This is a genomic window from Aerophototrophica crusticola (assembly GCF_012913305.1).
Lineage (GTDB): Bacteria > Pseudomonadota > Alphaproteobacteria > Azospirillales > Azospirillaceae > Niveispirillum > Niveispirillum crusticola.
The window spans coordinates 779,236-795,624 of sequence record NZ_CP051775.1 but is presented as its reverse complement, the minus strand read 5'-3'; the positions used below and the strand labels follow the sequence as shown (position 1 = coordinate 795,624).

General features: G+C 69.6%; 15 protein-coding genes and 2 tRNA genes. 7 read left to right on the top strand and 10 right to left on the bottom strand.

Going from position 1 to position 16,389, the window contains the following annotated elements:
• Window positions 1-166 precede the first annotated feature (166 nt).
• Together HHL28_RS03805 and HHL28_RS03800 are read right to left on the bottom strand one after the other, a co-directional pair.
• Window positions 167-1,033, bottom strand: coding sequence for a universal stress protein (locus HHL28_RS03805; protein WP_075770705.1), 867 nt, complete (start codon window positions 1,031-1,033; stop codon window positions 167-169).
• A 101-nt stretch (window positions 1,034-1,134) separates the two neighbouring features.
• Complete coding sequence (locus HHL28_RS03800; RefSeq protein WP_404326427.1) at window positions 1,135-2,754, bottom strand: bifunctional aminoglycoside phosphotransferase/ATP-binding protein; 1,620 nt, start codon at window positions 2,752-2,754, stop codon at window positions 1,135-1,137.
• A gap of 166 nt (window positions 2,755-2,920) precedes the next feature.
• Here HHL28_RS03800 and HHL28_RS03795 point away from each other — a divergent pair, with 166 nt between their 5' ends.
• The 3 genes from HHL28_RS03795 (at window position 2,921) to HHL28_RS03785 (ending at window position 7,345) form a co-directional block, all read left to right on the top strand.
• Entirely contained in the window at window positions 2,921-5,995 is a 3,075-nt protein-coding gene (locus HHL28_RS03795; protein WP_083699026.1) for a phosphoenolpyruvate carboxylase, read from the top strand.
• Between the two features lie 177 nt (window positions 5,996-6,172).
• Complete coding sequence (locus HHL28_RS03790; RefSeq protein WP_083699027.1) at window positions 6,173-6,709, top strand: acyloxyacyl hydrolase; 537 nt, start codon at window positions 6,173-6,175, stop codon at window positions 6,707-6,709.
• Between the two features lie 78 nt (window positions 6,710-6,787).
• Window positions 6,788-7,345 (top strand): biotin transporter BioY, encoded by a 558-nt coding sequence (locus tag HHL28_RS03785; protein ID WP_075770706.1) that lies wholly within the window; start codon window positions 6,788-6,790, stop codon window positions 7,343-7,345.
• Between the two features lie 270 nt (window positions 7,346-7,615).
• Here the strand turns inward: HHL28_RS03785 and HHL28_RS03780 are convergent, their stop codons facing one another.
• Entirely contained in the window at window positions 7,616-7,798 is a 183-nt protein-coding gene (locus tag HHL28_RS03780) for a hypothetical protein (protein WP_075770707.1), read from the bottom strand.
• 167 nt (window positions 7,799-7,965) lie between these two features.
• Between HHL28_RS03780 and HHL28_RS03775 the strand changes: the two genes are divergently transcribed.
• Window positions 7,966-8,133, top strand: a complete 168-nt coding sequence (locus HHL28_RS03775) for a hypothetical protein (protein WP_169654710.1) — start codon at window positions 7,966-7,968, stop codon at window positions 8,131-8,133.
• An 8-nt stretch (window positions 8,134-8,141) separates the two neighbouring features.
• Here HHL28_RS03775 and HHL28_RS03770 read toward each other — a convergent pair whose 3' ends face one another.
• The 4 genes from HHL28_RS03770 to HHL28_RS03760 form a co-directional block, all read right to left on the bottom strand.
• Entirely contained in the window at window positions 8,142-10,367 is a 2,226-nt protein-coding gene (locus HHL28_RS03770; RefSeq protein ID WP_404326860.1) for a PAS domain-containing protein, read from the bottom strand.
• Window positions 10,331-10,987, bottom strand: a complete 657-nt coding sequence (locus tag HHL28_RS18250) for a GAF domain-containing protein (protein WP_404326424.1) — start codon at window positions 10,985-10,987, stop codon at window positions 10,331-10,333. The genes HHL28_RS03770 and HHL28_RS18250 overlap by 37 nt, the downstream gene beginning before the upstream one ends.
• 329 nt (window positions 10,988-11,316) lie before the next feature.
• Window positions 11,317-11,392: transfer RNA gene (locus tag HHL28_RS03765), tRNA-Lys, on the bottom strand.
• A 24-nt stretch (window positions 11,393-11,416) separates the two neighbouring features.
• Window positions 11,417-11,492, bottom strand: a tRNA-Lys gene (locus tag HHL28_RS03760).
• A 353-nt stretch (window positions 11,493-11,845) separates the two neighbouring features.
• Here HHL28_RS03760 and HHL28_RS03755 point away from each other — a divergent pair.
• The 3 genes from HHL28_RS03755 to HHL28_RS03745 all read left to right on the top strand — a co-directional run bounded on the left by HHL28_RS03755 (window position 11,846) and on the right by HHL28_RS03745 (window position 13,902).
• Window positions 11,846-12,367, top strand: a complete 522-nt coding sequence (locus HHL28_RS03755) for a hypothetical protein (protein ID WP_075770709.1) — start codon at window positions 11,846-11,848, stop codon at window positions 12,365-12,367.
• A 231-nt stretch (window positions 12,368-12,598) separates the two neighbouring features.
• Complete coding sequence (locus HHL28_RS03750) at window positions 12,599-13,033, top strand: CBS domain-containing protein (RefSeq protein WP_075770710.1); 435 nt, start codon at window positions 12,599-12,601, stop codon at window positions 13,031-13,033.
• Window positions 13,034-13,200: 167 nt separating this feature from the next.
• Window positions 13,201-13,902 (top strand): glutathione S-transferase N-terminal domain-containing protein, encoded by a 702-nt coding sequence (locus tag HHL28_RS03745; RefSeq protein ID WP_075770711.1) that lies wholly within the window; start codon window positions 13,201-13,203, stop codon window positions 13,900-13,902.
• 45 nt (window positions 13,903-13,947) lie between these two features.
• Here the strand turns inward: HHL28_RS03745 and HHL28_RS18245 are convergent, their stop codons facing one another.
• From HHL28_RS18245 to HHL28_RS03735, 3 genes are all read right to left on the bottom strand, one after another.
• Window positions 13,948-14,094 (bottom strand): hypothetical protein, encoded by a 147-nt coding sequence (locus tag HHL28_RS18245; RefSeq protein ID WP_404326422.1) that lies wholly within the window; start codon window positions 14,092-14,094, stop codon window positions 13,948-13,950.
• Window positions 14,088-15,011 carry a peptidoglycan -binding protein gene (locus HHL28_RS03740; RefSeq protein ID WP_404326420.1) on the bottom strand — a complete coding sequence of 308 codons (924 nt, stop codon included), beginning with the start codon at window positions 15,009-15,011 and terminating at the stop codon, window positions 14,088-14,090. Before HHL28_RS03740 ends, HHL28_RS18245 begins: the two co-directional genes overlap by 7 nt.
• Before the next feature lie 89 nt (window positions 15,012-15,100).
• On the bottom strand, window positions 15,101-16,288 hold the full coding sequence (locus HHL28_RS03735; RefSeq protein WP_404326858.1) for a flagellar motor protein MotA: 1,188 nt from the start codon (window positions 16,286-16,288) through the stop codon (window positions 15,101-15,103).
• Window positions 16,289-16,389: the final 101 nt, after the last annotated feature.

Genomic DNA, 16,389 nt, shown 5'->3' with positions numbered 1-16,389 from the left:
GGTTTTGCGTGGCCGCGGTTCCGTCAAGGGCTCCCGGCCGAATGGGATGCCCCACCCGCGAAGACGGGTGTCCACGGATTTCAACCCCGGTGACGGCGGGGGCCAGGTCAAGAACTGTGGACCCCCGCCGTCACTGGGCAGGCACGAAGTGGTCGCCCCCGGCGGCTCAGTGCGCCATCAGCACGGGGATCTGGGCATGGCCCAGCACGTGGCGGGTGACGCCGCCCAGGATCAGTTCCCGCAGGCGGGAATGGCCGTAGCCACCCATGACCAGCAGGTCCGCCCCGGCGCCCAGGGCGGTGCGCAGCAGGGCGGCCCCCACCGCCTCACCCCGCACCTCCACCGTCTGGGCCTGGGCGCGCACGCCGTTCCAGGCCAGGTAGTCCAGCAGGTCGCGGGCGGCGGAACCGGCGGTCTTGCCCGTCTCTGCCGTCAGCACCACCACCTGGTCCGCGGCGCAGAGCACCGGAAGCGCCAGCGCCACGGCGCGGGTGGCCTCCGCGCTGCCGTTCCAGGCCACGGCCACGCGCCGCGCCACCACCTCCGGACCGGACGGGGGCGCCACCACCAGGGGCCGGGCGGAGCCCATCAGGCAGGCCTCCAGCGCCAGGACGATGGCCGTGTCACGGTCGCCGGAAACGCTGGGGAAGATCGTGACGTCGGAGACGCGGGCCGCGGTGACGACCGCGTCTTCCGGGATGCCGTCCGCCTCATGGAAGCTGGCGGTGATGCCGCCGGGCCCGGACGGATGCTCCGCGACCACGGCCCCGGCCTGGGCCACCGCCGCGTCGAACAGGGCGCGCGCCTGGGTCAGGCGCTGGCTGTTCTCCTGCTCCATCACCTTCATGATGTCGCTGACCATCATGCCGGACACCCCCTCCCCCACCATGGGGATGGCGTTGCGGGGGTCGGGCTGCGGGACCAGCACGGCCACGTGGCCATCGCGCTGGCGGGCGAGGGCGAAGGCGGTGGCCAGGGCGGCGGTGTCGCCGGGGCTGCCGCCCAACACGCACAGGATCTTGCGGAATGCCATTTTCCCCTCCCGGGTCAGCCGTTCATTGGGTGAACGGTATGACAGGAGGCGCTTCCCGGCATTGACGTGCGTCAAGAGGGGCAGGCTACCCCACCGGGGTATCAGCTTGATGTGGAAACCAGTCGGGCGGCCACGGCCGCCACCTCCCCCGCCGGGCCGTTGGCGGCGATGACCTCCCACCGCATCTCCCCCAGGTCGTAGGCGGCCTGGCGGCGGACGACGGCGGCATCGGCGTCGGAGGCATCGTGCTGGCGGTCAGTGACCCGCCGGATCTGGGTGGCTTGGTCCGCCACCAGCCAAAGGCCGGTGAAGGCCACCCCGGCGGTGCGGGCGGCGGACTCGATGGCCGCCCGCTCCTCCGGCCGTGCATAGACGGCGTCGCAGACCACGGCGTGGCGGCCCTCCAGCGCCAACCCGGCACGGCCGGCCAGTTCGCCATAGACCCGCTCGGTCACCGCGGGGGCATAGGCGGTGGGGGGAAGGTGGTCCTCCTCCCCCACGCCGGCCAAGTGCTTGCGCAGAACGTCGCTGCGCAGGATGACGGCGCCGGGGGCGGGCCCCAGGGTCGGGGCCAGGTGGCGGGCGAGCGTGGTCTTGCCCGTGCCGGACAGGCCGCCGATAGCCACCAGCCGTGCCGGCGGCGGGGAAAGCAGCGCGGCGGCGAGGTCCAGGTAGGTGGTGGCTTCCTTGCCCAGGCCCGATGCCTTGGCCGCATCCTGCTGGGTGCGGCAGGCGGCGGCGGACAGGTGGGCGCGGATGCCCGCCCGGATCGCCATGAACAGGGGCAGCAGCGACAGGCCGGACAGGTCGCCGGTCAGTTCCAGGTAGCGGTTGAACAGGGCGTTGGCCTGGGGACGGAGCTTCCGGTGCTCCAGGTCCATCAGCAGGAAGGCGAGGTCGTACAGCACGTCGGAGACGGCCAGCCGCTCATCGAATTCGATGCAGTCAAAGGGGACGGGGCGGCCATCCTGCATCACGATGTTGCGGAGATGCAGGTCGCCATGGCAGTGGCGGACATAGCCGGCGTCCCGCCGCCGGTCCAGCAGGTCGTGCCCGGCCGCCAGGGCCCGGTCCAGCCGCCGCGCCACCCGGTCCACCATGGCGGCGGCGAACAGCTCGGGATAGCGGCGCAGCTCCATCACCACGCCGTCGGCAAGGCGCTTCACCTCATCCGCCCCACCCCCGGCGGGCCGGGGCTCCGCCGCCTCATGGAAGCCGGCCACCACCTCCGCGCAGGTGCGGGCCAGCTCTTCGGTCAGGGTGCCCGCGTCGGCCATGCGGTCCAGCAGGTCGTGCTGGTCGAAGCGGCGCATGACGACGACATAGTCGACCACACCCGCGCCGTCCTCCGGCGCGACCTCCACCAACCGCAGGGCGCCGCCCGGATCGGCCATGACGGCGCCGACGCCCAGATAGAGGTCGGGGGCGGTGCGGCGGTTCAGCGCCACCTCCGCCCGGCAGGCGGTCCGGCGCTTTTCCAGCGTGGAGAAATCCAGGAAGGGGAACCTGACGGCCCGCTTCAGCTTGTAGCCCCTGTCACCGGCCAGGAAAACGCTGGCGCCATGGGTATCGAACCGGTCCACCGGCTGCCCGCCATGGGTGGCGGGATCGGCCAACAGAGCGAAGACGGGGGCCTGCCCCGCCTCCCCGTCAGGGGCGGACATGGTGGTGGCCCGTATGCGGGCCCTGGGCATCCGTTCCAGGGGCGAGATGTCGTCCATGGGCAGCCACCCTACACAGGTTCCATGACATTTCGCAGAACGTCCCCGCCATGCAAGAAACGATCATCCACATGCCCCTAAACGAATTGACAAGGGTTAACCCAGAGCCCCACCCTGCGATGCTGCGTCGCAGCACGAACGTTTCGTCTGTAACGGAATTACCCCCATGCCGCTGGACAAGCCGTCCGCCGTCGCCGCCGTCCCGTCCCCCGACCGCGACCTGCTGGCCACCGTCGCCGGCAAGGGCCCGTTGCTGACAACCACCACAACCCAGTTCACGCCGCCCAAATCCCTGGATGTCCAGGGCCTGGCGGCAGAGCTGGCCGGGATGCTGGACCGTTTCGGGTCCGAGACGGCCCATGACCCCTTGGCCAACCCGGTCCTGCTGCTGGCGCTTGAGCTGTCCCGCCGCCTGCGGGCCGGCAGCCTGGAGCCCGGCGCGCTGGAGCAGCTGGTCCAGTTCCTGAGCGTGGAGGGCACCCTGGCCCGCGCCGCCCGGTTAGGCCGTTACCTCGGGGAGGCGGCACCGGAAGCCAACGAGGCCAAGCTTGAGGCCCTGGTGGAGACCCTGGCCGTGGGGCCGGACGGCACGCCGGTGCCCTTCGAGTCGTTCCGGGCCCAGGCGGAGCGGGAAATCTTCGGCATCGTCATCACCGCCCACCCCACCTTCAACCTGGCCGCCCCCCAGATGCAGGCCCTTGCCTGCCTCGCCACCGGCCGGGACGACAAGGGCAAGCCCCTGGGCCCCACGGCACGGGAGGCCTTCGTCCGCCGCCTGGCCACCGCCCCGCACGTGCCGGAGGAGATGACGCTGGAGCGGGAGCATGGGCTGTCGCTGGACGCGATCTCCAACATCCAGGCGGCCCTGCGCACCCTGTACCGGGCCGTGCTGCGGGTGGCCCGCCGCCGCTACCCGGAGCAGTGGACGAGCCTGCGCCCCCGCCTGCTGACCGTGGCGAGCTGGGTGGGCTATGACCTGGACGGCCGCAGCGACATCCGCTGGAGCGACACGCTGGCCAAGCGCCTGCTGGTGCAGCAGCGGCAGCTCCGCTTCTACCTGGCGGAGATCAAGGCTGTCCGCACCGCGGCGCCGGACCTGGAGGATTTGCGCCACACGCTGGCGCTGATCGAGTCCCGCCTTGCCCTGGCCCTGAACCAGGTGACGGATGAGGTGACGGTGTTCGGCGGCGGTCAGGCCGCCGACATGAAGCAGCTCCGCACCACCGCCAAGCGCATGGCGGAGGGGCTGCCCCTGCGCCTGGTGGACGCGGCGGAGGCCATCGAGTTCCTGGACCGGGCCGTGCGGCTGGCCGCCGGGCTGGAGGGCGACAAGGCCCTGGCCGTGGTGGAACGGCTGGCCGTTCTGCGGGCGGAGCTGGCGACCCTGGGGCTGGGCATGGCCCACACCCATGTGCGGATCAACGCCACCCAGGTGCACAACGCCATCCGCAAGCAGGTGGGGTTGGAGACATCGCCGGACGACCCGCGCTACCGCCAGTCCTACCTGACCACCCTGACGGAGCTGCTGGACCGGGTGGAGCCGGTGAGCATCAACTTCGGCAGCATCGTGGCTGAACGGACCAGCGCCAAGCGGCTGTTCATGCTGGTCGCCACCATGCTGCGCTACGCCGACCGCACGGCCCCCGTCCGCTTCCTGATCGCGGAGACGGAAAGCGCCTTCACCGTGCTGACGGCGCTTTATTACGCCAAGCTGTTCGGGGTGGAGGACCGGCTGGACATCAGCCCCCTGTTCGAGACGGAACGCGCCCTGGAGGTGGGCAGCCGCATCATCGAGCAGCTGCTGGACAACCCCCATTACCGCGACTATGTCCGCGCCCGCGGCCGGCTGTGCATCCAGACCGGCTATTCCGACGCCGGCCGCTACCTGGGCCAGACCCCGGCGGGCGCCAGCATCGAGCGGCTGCGCCTGCGCATCCTGCGCCTGTTCACCCGCCACGGCTTGAGCGGCGTGCAGCTGGTCATCTTCGACACCCATGGCGAAAGCATCGGCCGCGGCGGCCATCCCGGCGGGTTCCGCGACCGGCTGGCCTATGTCAGCCCGCCCGCGACGCTGGCCTTCGCCGCCAAGCACGGCATCGAGCTGAAGCAGGAGGTGAGCTTCCAGGGCGGCGACGGGTTCCTGTACTTCATGACCCCGGCATCGGCCCTGGCGTCCGTGACCCGGATCATGGAGTACATGCTGGGCACCTACGTCCAGGCCCCGGCCCTGCTGGCCAAGGGTACCGGCCAGCCCGACCCGGAGCATGACCGCTTCTATGCCGAAGGCGATTACATCCGGGAGTTCTTCACCACGGTGAAGGCCTTCCAGGTGGGGCTGGTGCAGGACCCCAACTATGGCGCCCTGCTGGCGGCCTTCGGCACCAACCTGCTGTACCCGTCGGGCAGCCGGGCCATCAAGCGGCAGCATGACGGCGCGCCGGACGAGTCGGCGGAGACCATGGCCGCCCAGTTCCGGGCCATCCCCCACAACGCCATCCTGCAGCAGTTGGGCCTGGCCGCGAACAGCCTGTCCGGGGTGGGGGAAGCCATCGACCGCGACCCCGACCGGTTCCGCAGCCTCTATGCCGCCTCCCCCCGCTTCCGGGAGCTGCTGGGCATGGTGCAGTACGCCGTGTCCATCGCCTGCCCGGAGGCGCTGAAGGCCTATGTGGACACGCTGGACCCCGGCCACTGGCTGGCCCGGGCGGCCCGCACCACCGACCCGGTGGAGGCGGACGAGCTGCGCGCCGTGGCGGCATTGCTGGAGGAAAGCCCGACCCATTCCCGCCTGATCCGGGTGTTCCGCAAGCTGTACCGCGACTATGGCCTGCTGGTGCAACAGCTGGGCAAGGCCAACGCCCTGCCCCCGGCGGACCCGGAGCTGAAGACAGGCATCCAGGTGCTGCACGCGGTGCGGCTGGCCCTGACGCATGAGATCTACCGCCACGCCACCCACGTGCCCCAGTTCAGCAGCCAGCACGGCATCACCCGCAAGCGGCTGGTGACCCGGCTGCTGCACCTGGACGTACCCTGGGCCCTGGACACCCTGGCCAACATTTTCCCCATGCGGGGCGAGTCGGGACCGGAGGAGGATTTCGGCGAGCCCGCCACCTATGTCAGCGACGAGAGCCAGGATTACAGCCAGGAGAACCTGCGCATCTTCCGGCCCATCGCCTCGCTCTATGAGCTGGTCCGGCGCACGGGGAACGCGCTGACCCAGCGATTCGGCTTCTTCGGCTGACATACACCTGTCCGGGAGCCCCGGCGGCAGGCCCATTCGGCCCGCCGTTCGGGGCGTTCCCTAGCCGGACCGTGGGGTTTTCCCCGCCCGGTCGGGCGACCCCGTACAATGACATTGCGGCGCATGTGGGTTCATGCGTAAAGCAGGTGAGTTCCTGACGACGTTAAGGACCTGCCGGTGAAGCCTGCCGCCCGCGTGATGCTCCTCGCCGCCTGCCTGACGACCGGAACCCTGGCGGCGGCCGAGGCACAGGCGGCACAGCCCGCCCTCGTCTCCTTCGGTGCCGGCAAGTTCGACACGTCGGACAACGACCCCAAGAACAGCGCCACCGACTTCCGGCTGGAATACCGGTTCGGCGACGACACGGACCTGATCGATTTCGGGTCCGGCATCGCCCTGCGCCCCTGGGTCGGGGTGGAGCTGACCACCGACGGCATGAAGTACGCCCTGGGCGGGCTGCTGTTGGACATCCCGATCGGCCCGCTGGTCATCACCCCCAGCTTCGGCGCCGGTGCCTTCTACCGCGGGGCCGGCAAGGACCTGGGGTCATGGGTGGAGTTCCGCTCCACCATCGAGGTCGGCTACCGCTTCGACAACGGCATGCGGATCAGCGCCGCCTATGGCCATATCTCCAACGCCGGGATCACCGACGACAACCCGGGGGCGGAGATCGGCACCGTCTACCTGCACATCCCTGCCGACCTGCTGTTCTGAGCCGGTGGCGTTGCGGCGGGGGCCGGCGCGGGCCTATGCTGGGGTCCCCTTCTCCGCCCCGGTAAGGCCACGCCGCCCATGCCCCGTACGCCCCTGCCGCTGAGCCTGGAGGACAGCCCCTTCGCGGCCAAGGCCCTGGTCGCCCTGCTGGGGAGCTGGGCGATCGCCGCGTCGGCCTGGGTGCAGGTGCCCATGTACCCGGTGCCCATGACCATGCAGACATTCGCCGTGCTGGTGGTGGGGGCGTTGGGCGGTTGGCGGTTGGGCGCGGCCACCCTGGCCCTGTACCTGGCCCAAGGCTTCGTGGGCATGCCGATGCTGGCGGGTGGGGCGGGAGGGCCGCAATACTTCATGGGCCCGACGGCGGGTTACCTGCTGGCCTTTCCCGCCGCGGCTGCCCTGGCCGGGTTCCTGGCCGAGCGGGGCTGGAACCGGCGCTGGCCGACCCTGCTGGCCGGCTTCCTGCTGGGCCATGGGGTGATCCTGGCAGGCGGCGCCGCCTGGCTGGCGACGCTGAAAGGCTGGGAGGTGGCGCTGACGGCCGGCGTGGCCCCGTTCCTGGCCGCCACCGTGCTGAAATCCGCCCTCGCCGCCGCGACGGTGAAGGCAGTGGACCGGCTGCGCAAGGCGGGGTGAGCCTGCTCCTGCCGCGTTGCGCGACGGGAAAGGTGGTGGGGGACGCAGAGGACACAGAGGGCCGCAAAGGACGCTGAGAAGGCATTACTGGCCAGGGGAATGCCCTTCGCGACCATCGCCGTCGGTCACGCGGGTGAGGCAGGGGGGAACGTCGTCGCGGCACCGACCCTCGGTGTCCTCTGCGACCCTCTGCGTCCTCTGCGTTCCAATGACCCACGCCGAATGCTGCCTCGCGGGCAGAGGACGAATTTTCGAATTCGAAAGCCAGCCTCAGAACTCCACGATCACCCGCAGCATCCGCCGCAGCAGCAGGGCCAGGGTGGCACCCAGCAGCAGGCCCAGGGGCTGGCCCATGACCATGTCCGTCACCATGCCCCACACCACGCCGCCGCCCGCCCAGGCAAGCAGGTCGCCCCGCGCCGCCGCCAGGTTTGTCTCTTCCAACAGGAACATGGGCCTCTCCCGCCATATCGCGGGCTGAGGCTAGCGGCCAAGGGTTGCCGGGAGGTTACCGGCATGATCCGCATTCCGGTGTATGCGAGATCTTAACCAACCGTTCACCTGGCGCTCCCTAATCATACCGTCGGAAAAGCTACCACTTATGGGCAGGGGGCGAAGCCGTGAGCATCGAGGACCTGGAAGACCTCCGCCGGGACCTGCTGGCCAAGTCCGCCGAGATGCGGTCGGAGGCGGAGCGTGTGGCGCCCGACCAGCCGGAGGAGGCGGCGCATCTGCGCCGCATCGCCGACCGGCTGGAAGTCTATATGCGGGATTATCTGGAGGCCTGACGGCCCCTTCACGCGGCGCTGACACGCCGGTCCGCCACCGCCGCCTCGATGGCGCGGCGCAGTTCCCGGGCCAGGATGGGCTTGTGCAGGATGCCGAAGCCGCTGCGCTCCGTCTCCGCGATCCGGGCGGGGTCGGTGTCGCCGGTCAGGATCAGGGCCGGCACCTCCCGCCCCATCAGCAGGAACAGGGACCGGATCACGTCCGGGCCGGTCTTGCCGTCGCGCAGGCGGTAATCGGCCAGGATCAGGTCCGGTGGCTTGTCCGACTGGGCCAGCCGGTCGATGGCTTGGCGCTCGCTGTTGGCAGCGAGCACTTGGTAACCCCAGCTTTCCAGCATGGTGGCCAGGCCCATCAGGATGATGGCCTCGTCATCCACCACCATCACCGTGCCGCGGCAGGTATTGCCGTCGGTGGTGGGGCGGGGCTGGATGCGGATCTCGGCAGGCACGGTGGGGACCTCCAGGCTGAACAGGCTGCCACGGCCGGGCCGTGACCGAAGGATCAACGGATGGGCGAGCAAAACGGACAATCGCCGTACGATCGCCAACCCCAAACCCAGCCCCTGGTCACGGTCCCGCTCGCTGTTGGAGACTTGCACGAACTCTTCGAAGATTTCCCGTTGCCGGTTCAGCGGGATGCCGATGCCCGTGTCCACCACTTGCACCTGGACGCGGCCCGCCCGGTGGCGGCAGCCCACCAGGATGCCGCCCCGGTCGGTGTAGCGGATGGCATTCTCGATCAGGTTGCGCAGCATGCGTTCCAGCAGCGACGGGTCGCTGCGCACCCAGGCCCTGGTGGGGACCACATGCAGCCGCAGCCCTTTCTGGGCCGCCCGCGGGCAATATTCGGCGGCCAGTTGGCGCAGCAGCGGGTCCAGGGCGAAGCGGCCCACCTTCGGCGTGATGACGCCTGAATCGAGGCGGGAGATATCCAGCAGCCCGTCCAGCAGCCGCTTCAGGGCCTCCGCCGATTTCTGCAGGTGCTCCACCAGCACCCCCTCCGGCCGGCCATGCAACTTTTCCGCCAGGGCGCCGGCGAAGAGGAACAGGGACTGGACGGGCTGGCGCAGATCATGGCTGGCCGCGGCCAGGAACTTGGTCTTAGAGAGGTTGGCCCGCTCCGCCTCTTCCTTGGCGTCCTGCAGGTCGCGCTCCATGCGCTTGCGGTCGGTGATGTCCAGGTTCAGGCCGGAAATCTGCAGGGGGTGGCCATCCGGCCCATAGGTGACCCGGCCGACGCTGGACATCCAGCGGATGCCCAGGTCCGGGTGGGTGATGCGGAACTCCGTGGCGAAGTCCTCCCGCCGCGCGGCCAGGTTTTCCCGCATGGTGGCACGCATGACCGGCTCGTCGTCCGGATGGATCAGGGCCAGCCACTGGATCATGTTGGGGCTGGGCTGGTCCGGGTCCAGGCCATAGAGGGCGAAGGTCTCCGCCGACCAGACGGTGGTGCCGCTGGCCAGGTCCAGGTGCCAGGTGCCGGCCTTCGCGGCGGCCAGGGCAAGGCGCAGCCGTTCCCGGCTTTCCTCCAGGGCGGCCGCGGAGTCGCGCTGCTCCGTCACGTCGGTGTTGGTGCCGAACCAGAGAGCGACCTTGCCATTCGCGTCATACAGGGGCCGGGCGCGGGTCAGGAACCAGCGCCATTCCCCGCTGGCGGAACGCATGACGAAGGTCTCTTCCCACGGCTCGCCCTTGGCCCAGGCCTGCTTCAGGCGCTCCACCACGCCGGCCACGTGGTCCGGGTGGTGGACGGCGGTCCAGCCCCAGCCTTCCATCTGTTCCGGGGTGGTGCCGGTGAAGTCGTACCAACGCTGGTTGTACCAGAAGATGTGCCCCTCGGGCCGGGCCATCCAGGCGAGCTGGGGGATGGCGTTGGCCATGGTGCGGAAGCGCAGCTCGCTTTCCCGCAGGGAGGTCTCCATGGCCTTGCGCATGCCGATGTCCTGGACCACGGCGATGTAGCGCAGGGGCTTCCCGTCACGGTCCCGCTCCAGCGAGACGGTGACATGGGCCCAGATGGTAGAGCCGTCCTTGCGCAGGTAGCGCTTCTCCACCCCATAGGTCGGAATGCGGCCGGCCAGCAGGGCACGGGCCATGCGCCGTTCCGGCGCGCGGTCGTCCGGGTGGGTCAGGGAGGCCAAGTCCTTGCACAGCAACTCCGCCTCCGAATAGCCCAGCAGGGCGCAGAGGCGGGCGTTCACCCGTTCCCAGCGGCCATCCAGGCCGACCAGCACGACCCCCACCGCCGCCTGCTCGAACACGGCGCGGGACCGGGCCTCACTGGCGCGGAGGTCGGCGGCGACGCGCAGCCTTTCCCGCACCACGGCCAGATGGGCCGCCACCGTCTCCAGCAGGTGCAGATCCTCGGTGTCGAAGCTCTCCCGCCGGCGGCTGCCGAAGCCCAGCACGCCCAGAAGCTCGCCGCCGCCCCGATCAGGGGAAAGCCGGCATAGGCCCGCAGGCCGGCGTCACGGGCCGCCTTGAGCTGCGGCTCGGTGGTCAGTTGCACATGGTCCAGGACCAAGCGCTTCCGCGTCTCCGCCACCACCCCGCACAGGCGGTTGCCATAGTCGATGGCGTTGAGTTCGCGGGCCAGGCGGTCGGACACGCCATGCACCCAGCCCAGCCGCAGGCGGCGGGTGGCGTCGTCGGCCACGTAGCTGAAGCAGATATCCAGCCCCAGCAGGTCCTTGGCGGCGGTGACGAAGGGGCGCAGCACGTCATCGGGCTCGTCGGCCACCAGCAGGCCGCCGGCCATGTCGGCCAGCAGCTTCAGCCGCGCCGCCCGGCGGGCCAGCGCCGGGTTGGCGCGGCCGCGCATGCGCGTCGTCGGCAGGCGGACGCCGCCTGCCATGGACGCCAGGAAAGACCGGAGCGACGCTAGGCCACGCATGCTGGTCCCAACAGAGCAAGGCATGTTGCCGCCGGGCGACCGCCGCACGGATCGGCAACGAATGCCCCGCGAATCTCGGTCCGGTATGGTAAAGCACCTGTTAAGGCAGGGGGGCCGACAGGGGCGGGCAGAGGGATTACTCCCCCTCGCAAATGGCCCCCGGACATTGGGGCGGATTTGCCGGGACTTTACTTCGGAACTGTCCGGATATTCAGCAAAGCCACGGCGGTTGCAGGTCGGGAGCCTGACAGACCGGTCTACCTGCTATCGCGTCATCGTCTGAGGGGAAGTGGTGGGTGTACAAGGACTCGAACCTTGGGCCCGCTGATTAAGAGTCAGCTGCTCTACCAACTGAGCTATACACCCACTTTGGCCGGGGCGGGATGGGGATGGTGGGTGTACAAGGACTCGAACCTTGGACCCGCTGATTAAGAGTCAGCTGCTCTACCAACTGAGCTATACACCCAGCCCCATCGCCCGTCTCCGGACAACACGCCCGCGGCACATGGCGCCGTTCGCGTGCCCGCAGCGATCTGGATCGTTGCGAGGCGCGCGGTATAGCAAAGCCCGCCGGGCTTGTCGATAGGGTGATTGCGGGAAATTGATCCCGCCCGATGGGGGCAGGCATTGCGCCCAGGGCATGGACCGCCGCCTGCCCTGCCCCGCCCCGCCCCCGCGGCGGCGCCGGGCCTTGCCCAAAAACTGCCGCAGTTCAGGTGCTAAGGATCACTGTTCCCGTCCCCCCGTTGTGCCCATATGGTCACGGGAGTGGGGGATGTGGCCGGCCTGCGGGCGGCCCTGTCGAGAGGAGCACGGTCCATGATGTCTCGTCGCGCCCGGGCGTGGCGGCCCGGTTTCCTGAAGGTCGCGGCGTTGGGCCTGGCGGTGGCGGGGCTTTCCGCCTGCGCCAACCCGCAGGCCGACCAGGCCTTGTACGCCCAGCAGGCCTTCGTCGGCATGCCCAAGCAAACCTTGCTGTCCTGCGCCGGCGTGCCGGACAGGCAGGCGGCGATGGATAACCTGGAATACTATACCTACAACAGCCAGCGGATCACCTCGACCACCACGCCCAGCCCGCGCTTCGGGTTCGGCTATGGCCACGGGTTCGGTTACCATCCCTGGTACGGCGGCTATGGCGGCTTCGGCTGGCCGGAGACGACAGAGATCGAGTCCCGCGACTGCCAGGCCACCTTCACCCTGAAGAACGGCACGGTGCAGCAGCTCATCTATGGCGGCGCCAGTGACGGCCCGTCGGGCCGGTTGGGCCAGTGCTACCGGATCGTGGAGAACTGCCTTGCCCTGATCCCGCAACAGGCCCAGCCCGCCGCGGCGACGCGCTGAAGCCGGGACACCGGGGTACGACATGCCAAGGCGGCCGGCCTGTCCGGCCGCCTTTTCCTTTGCTGATCAAGGGCTTTTCAGGTCCGGCCGTCGGGGGTGCCCCGAACGGTGAAAAATCGTCCGATAGACCGAAGCCCCTTGCGCGTGCGGCGCAACATCCATTCTGCTGGGATGGAGCGGGGTTGGCCCCTTGCTGCGGGCCGCCCCCGCCTTGGCAACAAGGAGGGGACGATGCACGTCGCGGCGGTTCTGAAGAACAAGGGCTCCACCATCATCACGACCCGGCCGGAGGAACCGATCGGGACCGTGGCCCAGCTCCTCCATGTCAACCGCATCGGCGCGGTCCTGGTGGTGGACGCCAAGGGGGAGATCGCGGGCATCATCTCCGAACGCGACATCGTGCGCGGCCTGGCCAGCCATGGGGCGGCGGTGCTGGACATGCCGGTGTCCTCCCTGATGACCAGGAAGGTGGTGCATTGCGCCCCCACCGACACGGTGGCATCGGTCATGGGGCTGATGACATCCGGCCGCTTCCGCCACCTGCCCGTGCTGGAGCAGGGCCGGCTGGTGGGCGTGATCAGCATCGGCGACGTGGTCAAGCACCGGCTGGAGGAATACACCCAGGAGGTGGAGAGCCTGCGCGACTACGTGTCCGGCAAGGCCTGACAGCCCGCCGCGGCCGGGCCGGGAAGTACTGGCGCCAGGGCGCCGTCCCCGCCGGGGCGGCGCCCTTTGCTTTGCCGGGAAACGGGTTGTGCGATCCCTCACATCCCCGGGCTGTTGGCGTGGTTAACGTCCGCCATCCCGTCCGATTCCCCGAGAGGACCCGCCCCATGGCCATCGAGCTCTACGTCTGGCCCACGCCCAACGGCCACAAGATTTCCATCGCCCTGGAGGAGATGGGCCTGGACTACACCGTCCACCCCATCGACATCGGCAAGGGCGCGCAGTTCGACCCCGCCTTCCTGAAGATCAGCCCCAACAACCGCATGCCGGCCATCGTCGACCCGGACGGGCCGGGCGGCAAGCCTATCAGCCTGTTCGAATCCGGTGCCATCCTGGTCTATCTGGCGGACAAATCCGGCAAGTTCCGGCCGCAGGACCCCGCCACCTGGTACACCCACCTGCAATGGCTGATGTGGCAGATGGGTGGCGTAGGGCCCATGTTCGGGCAGGCCGGCCACTTCATGTTCTATGCGCCGGAAAAGGTGCAGTACGGCATCGACCGCTACGGGCTGGAGGCCAAGCGGCTGATGCGGGTGGCGAACACCCGCCTGGGTGAGGCCCGGTTCCTGGGCGGCGAGGAGTACGGCATCGCCGACATGGCCAGCTTCCCCTGGCTGCGCCTGCATGAGCGTTATGGCGTCGTCACAGCCGAATACCCCAACGTGAAGCGCTGGATCGACGAGATCGAGGCACGGCCTGCCGTGCAGCGCGGCCTGGAGCTGCTGAAGGACAACGCCCGAAAGCCCGGCCAAGCCCTGACCGACGAGGAGCGGGAGAACATGTTCGGCAAGGGAAAGCAGGGCGGCTGACGCCACTTTCGAATTCGAAAGTGGCTTTTGCTGGCGGACCCGCGCCTAACGGCTGTCCACCTTGATCTCCAGCCGCCGGTTGCGGGCCAGCGCGTCGGGCGCGGTGCCTGTGTCCAGCGGCTGGAACTCCCCGAAACCGGTGGCGGCGAGGCGTTCAGGCGGGATGCCCTGTTCCGCCAGGAACTTCACCACGCTGGTGGCCCGGGCGGTGGACAGTTCCCAGTTGCTGGGAAGCGGCCGCTCCGGATCGGCACCACGTCCGTGTGGCCGTCCACCCGCAGGATCCAGTTGATGTCCGGCGGCAACTTGGCGGCGATGTCCTTCAGCGTCGTGGCCAGGGCCGCCAAACGCTGCCGCCCCGCCTCCCCCAGCTCGGCGCTGCCGGATTCGAACAGCAGCTCCGACTGGAAGACGAAACGGTCGCCGACGATCCGCACGTCTTCCCGGTTGCCCAGCACGTCGCGCAGGCGGCCGAAGAACTCCGACCGGAAGCGGGCCAGTTCCGATACCTTGCCGGCCAGGGCGGCGTTCAGCCGTTTGCCGAGGTCGGCGATCTGCACGTCCTGTTCCCGCGCCTTCTTCTCCGACGCGTCCAGCAAGGCGGCCAGCTCCTGGAGCTGCTGGCGCAGGGCCGCTACCTGTTGGTTCAGCAACTCCACCTGCGCCCGCGCCTCGGCACTCAGCTTGCGCTCGCCCTCCAGCTCCTGGGTGAGCTGGGCTTGGCGCTGCGACGCCTCCCCCTCCAGCCGGGCGGCGTTGGCCGCCAGGGCGTCCCGTTCCGCGCCCAGGGCGTTGAGCTGGGCCTGCAGCGCCTCGTTCTGGCCCAGGGTGCTGCGCAGCCGCTCGGTCAGGGTGGTGAGGTCGGCCTGGAGCTTGGCGGAGTTGTCCTTTTCCAGCGCCAGCAGGTCCGCCAACTGGGCGATGCGGGCGGACAGGGACGCCACCTCCCGGTCCCGGCCCTGGAGGGCGTTGGACAGATAGAACTGGGCGACGACGAAGACCATCAGCAGGAAGACGACAACCATCACCAGGCTGGACAGGGCGTCCACCCAGCCCGGCCAGATATCGACCTGCCCGCTGCGTCCGTTGCGTCTACTCCAGGCGGACATGGGGTCAGGTCCCTTTGCCGGTCGCTACCCGGTCACCCCAGCCTGAACCGCTTCCCCCGCGAAGGCGGGGGTCCACGGTTTTTGACCCCTTACACGCGTGACCCATTGCAAAAGAACTGTGGGCCCCCGCCTTCGCGGGGGAGACAAGGGAGGTGCGGCGGCGATGCCCACGCATCACTGCCCCTCCCCAAGGCCGCGATGGTGCGGGCCAGGATCTTGATTTCGTTGCGGATTTCCTGGGTGGACTGGAGCCGACCCTGGCTCGTCTCCTCCAGCAGGCGGGCGGTGTAGAGTTCCAGGTTGCGGATGTGGGTGCGGGTGGCCTCGTCCAGGCCCATGTTCACGCCGCCATGCATGGCGTCCGCCAGCTTCTGGAGCACGGGCCGCATTTCCAGGTTGCTCTCCGCCAGCCGGACCATGAGCTGCTGCTCCATCCGCATCTGGTCGGTCAAGGCGGCGATGCGCTCCGTCAACTGGCCCAGCTGGGCGTTCTGGGTGCGGCGGCCATCTTCCGCCGAGGCCATCGTGTATTGCAGCCGCTCGATGTTCTCCGCGGTCTGCTCCAGCAGGGCCTGGAGGTAGGCGGGGACGGAGCCGCCCTCCCCCGTCTCGGCGATGGCGCCGCTGGACAGGCGGGTGGCGCCGGCCAGCCAGTCCTCAAGGTCCATGTAGAAGCGGTTCTGCGCCTGCCCCGCCTGGAGTTCCAGGAAGCCCAGGACCAGGGAGCCGGCGAGGCCGAAGAGGGACGAGCTGAAGGCCGTGCCCATGCCTGCCAGGGGAGCCGCCAAGCCCTGTTGCAGGTTGCTGAACACCCGACCCACGTCGGCGTCGGCGAAGCTGAGGGAGCCGATGACCCCGCCGATGGAGGACACCGTGCCCAGCAGGCCCCAGAAGGTGCCGAGCAGGCCGAGGAAGATCAGCAGGCCGATCAGGTAGCGGCTGATCTCCTTGCCCTCATCCAGCCGGGCGCCGACGCCGTCGAGGATGGAGCGGGTGGCGATGGCCGACAGGGTGAAGCGGCCCTGCCTTTCCCCCAGCATGCGCGCCATGGGCGCCAGCAGTCGGGGGGCGGTCGTCGGGGCATGGCCGGCGCGGAAGGCTTCCAGCCAGTCGATCTCCGGCCGCAGGGTCAGCACCTGGCGGAAGATGAAGATGACGCCCAGCACCAGGGTGAACAGGATCAGCCCGTTCAGGCCGGGATTGGCCAGGAAGGCAGACTGGATGGCCGGGAACAGCACGGCCGCCACTGCCAGGACGATGGCCAGGAACCCCACCATCCGGGTCAGGAACCGGCCGGGCCGCGACAGGGGCGGCAAGGGCTGCGGCGCTTCCTGCCCGCGGCGGGCGGCGGTGAAGGAGGGCGTCTGCGGGGCGGCGG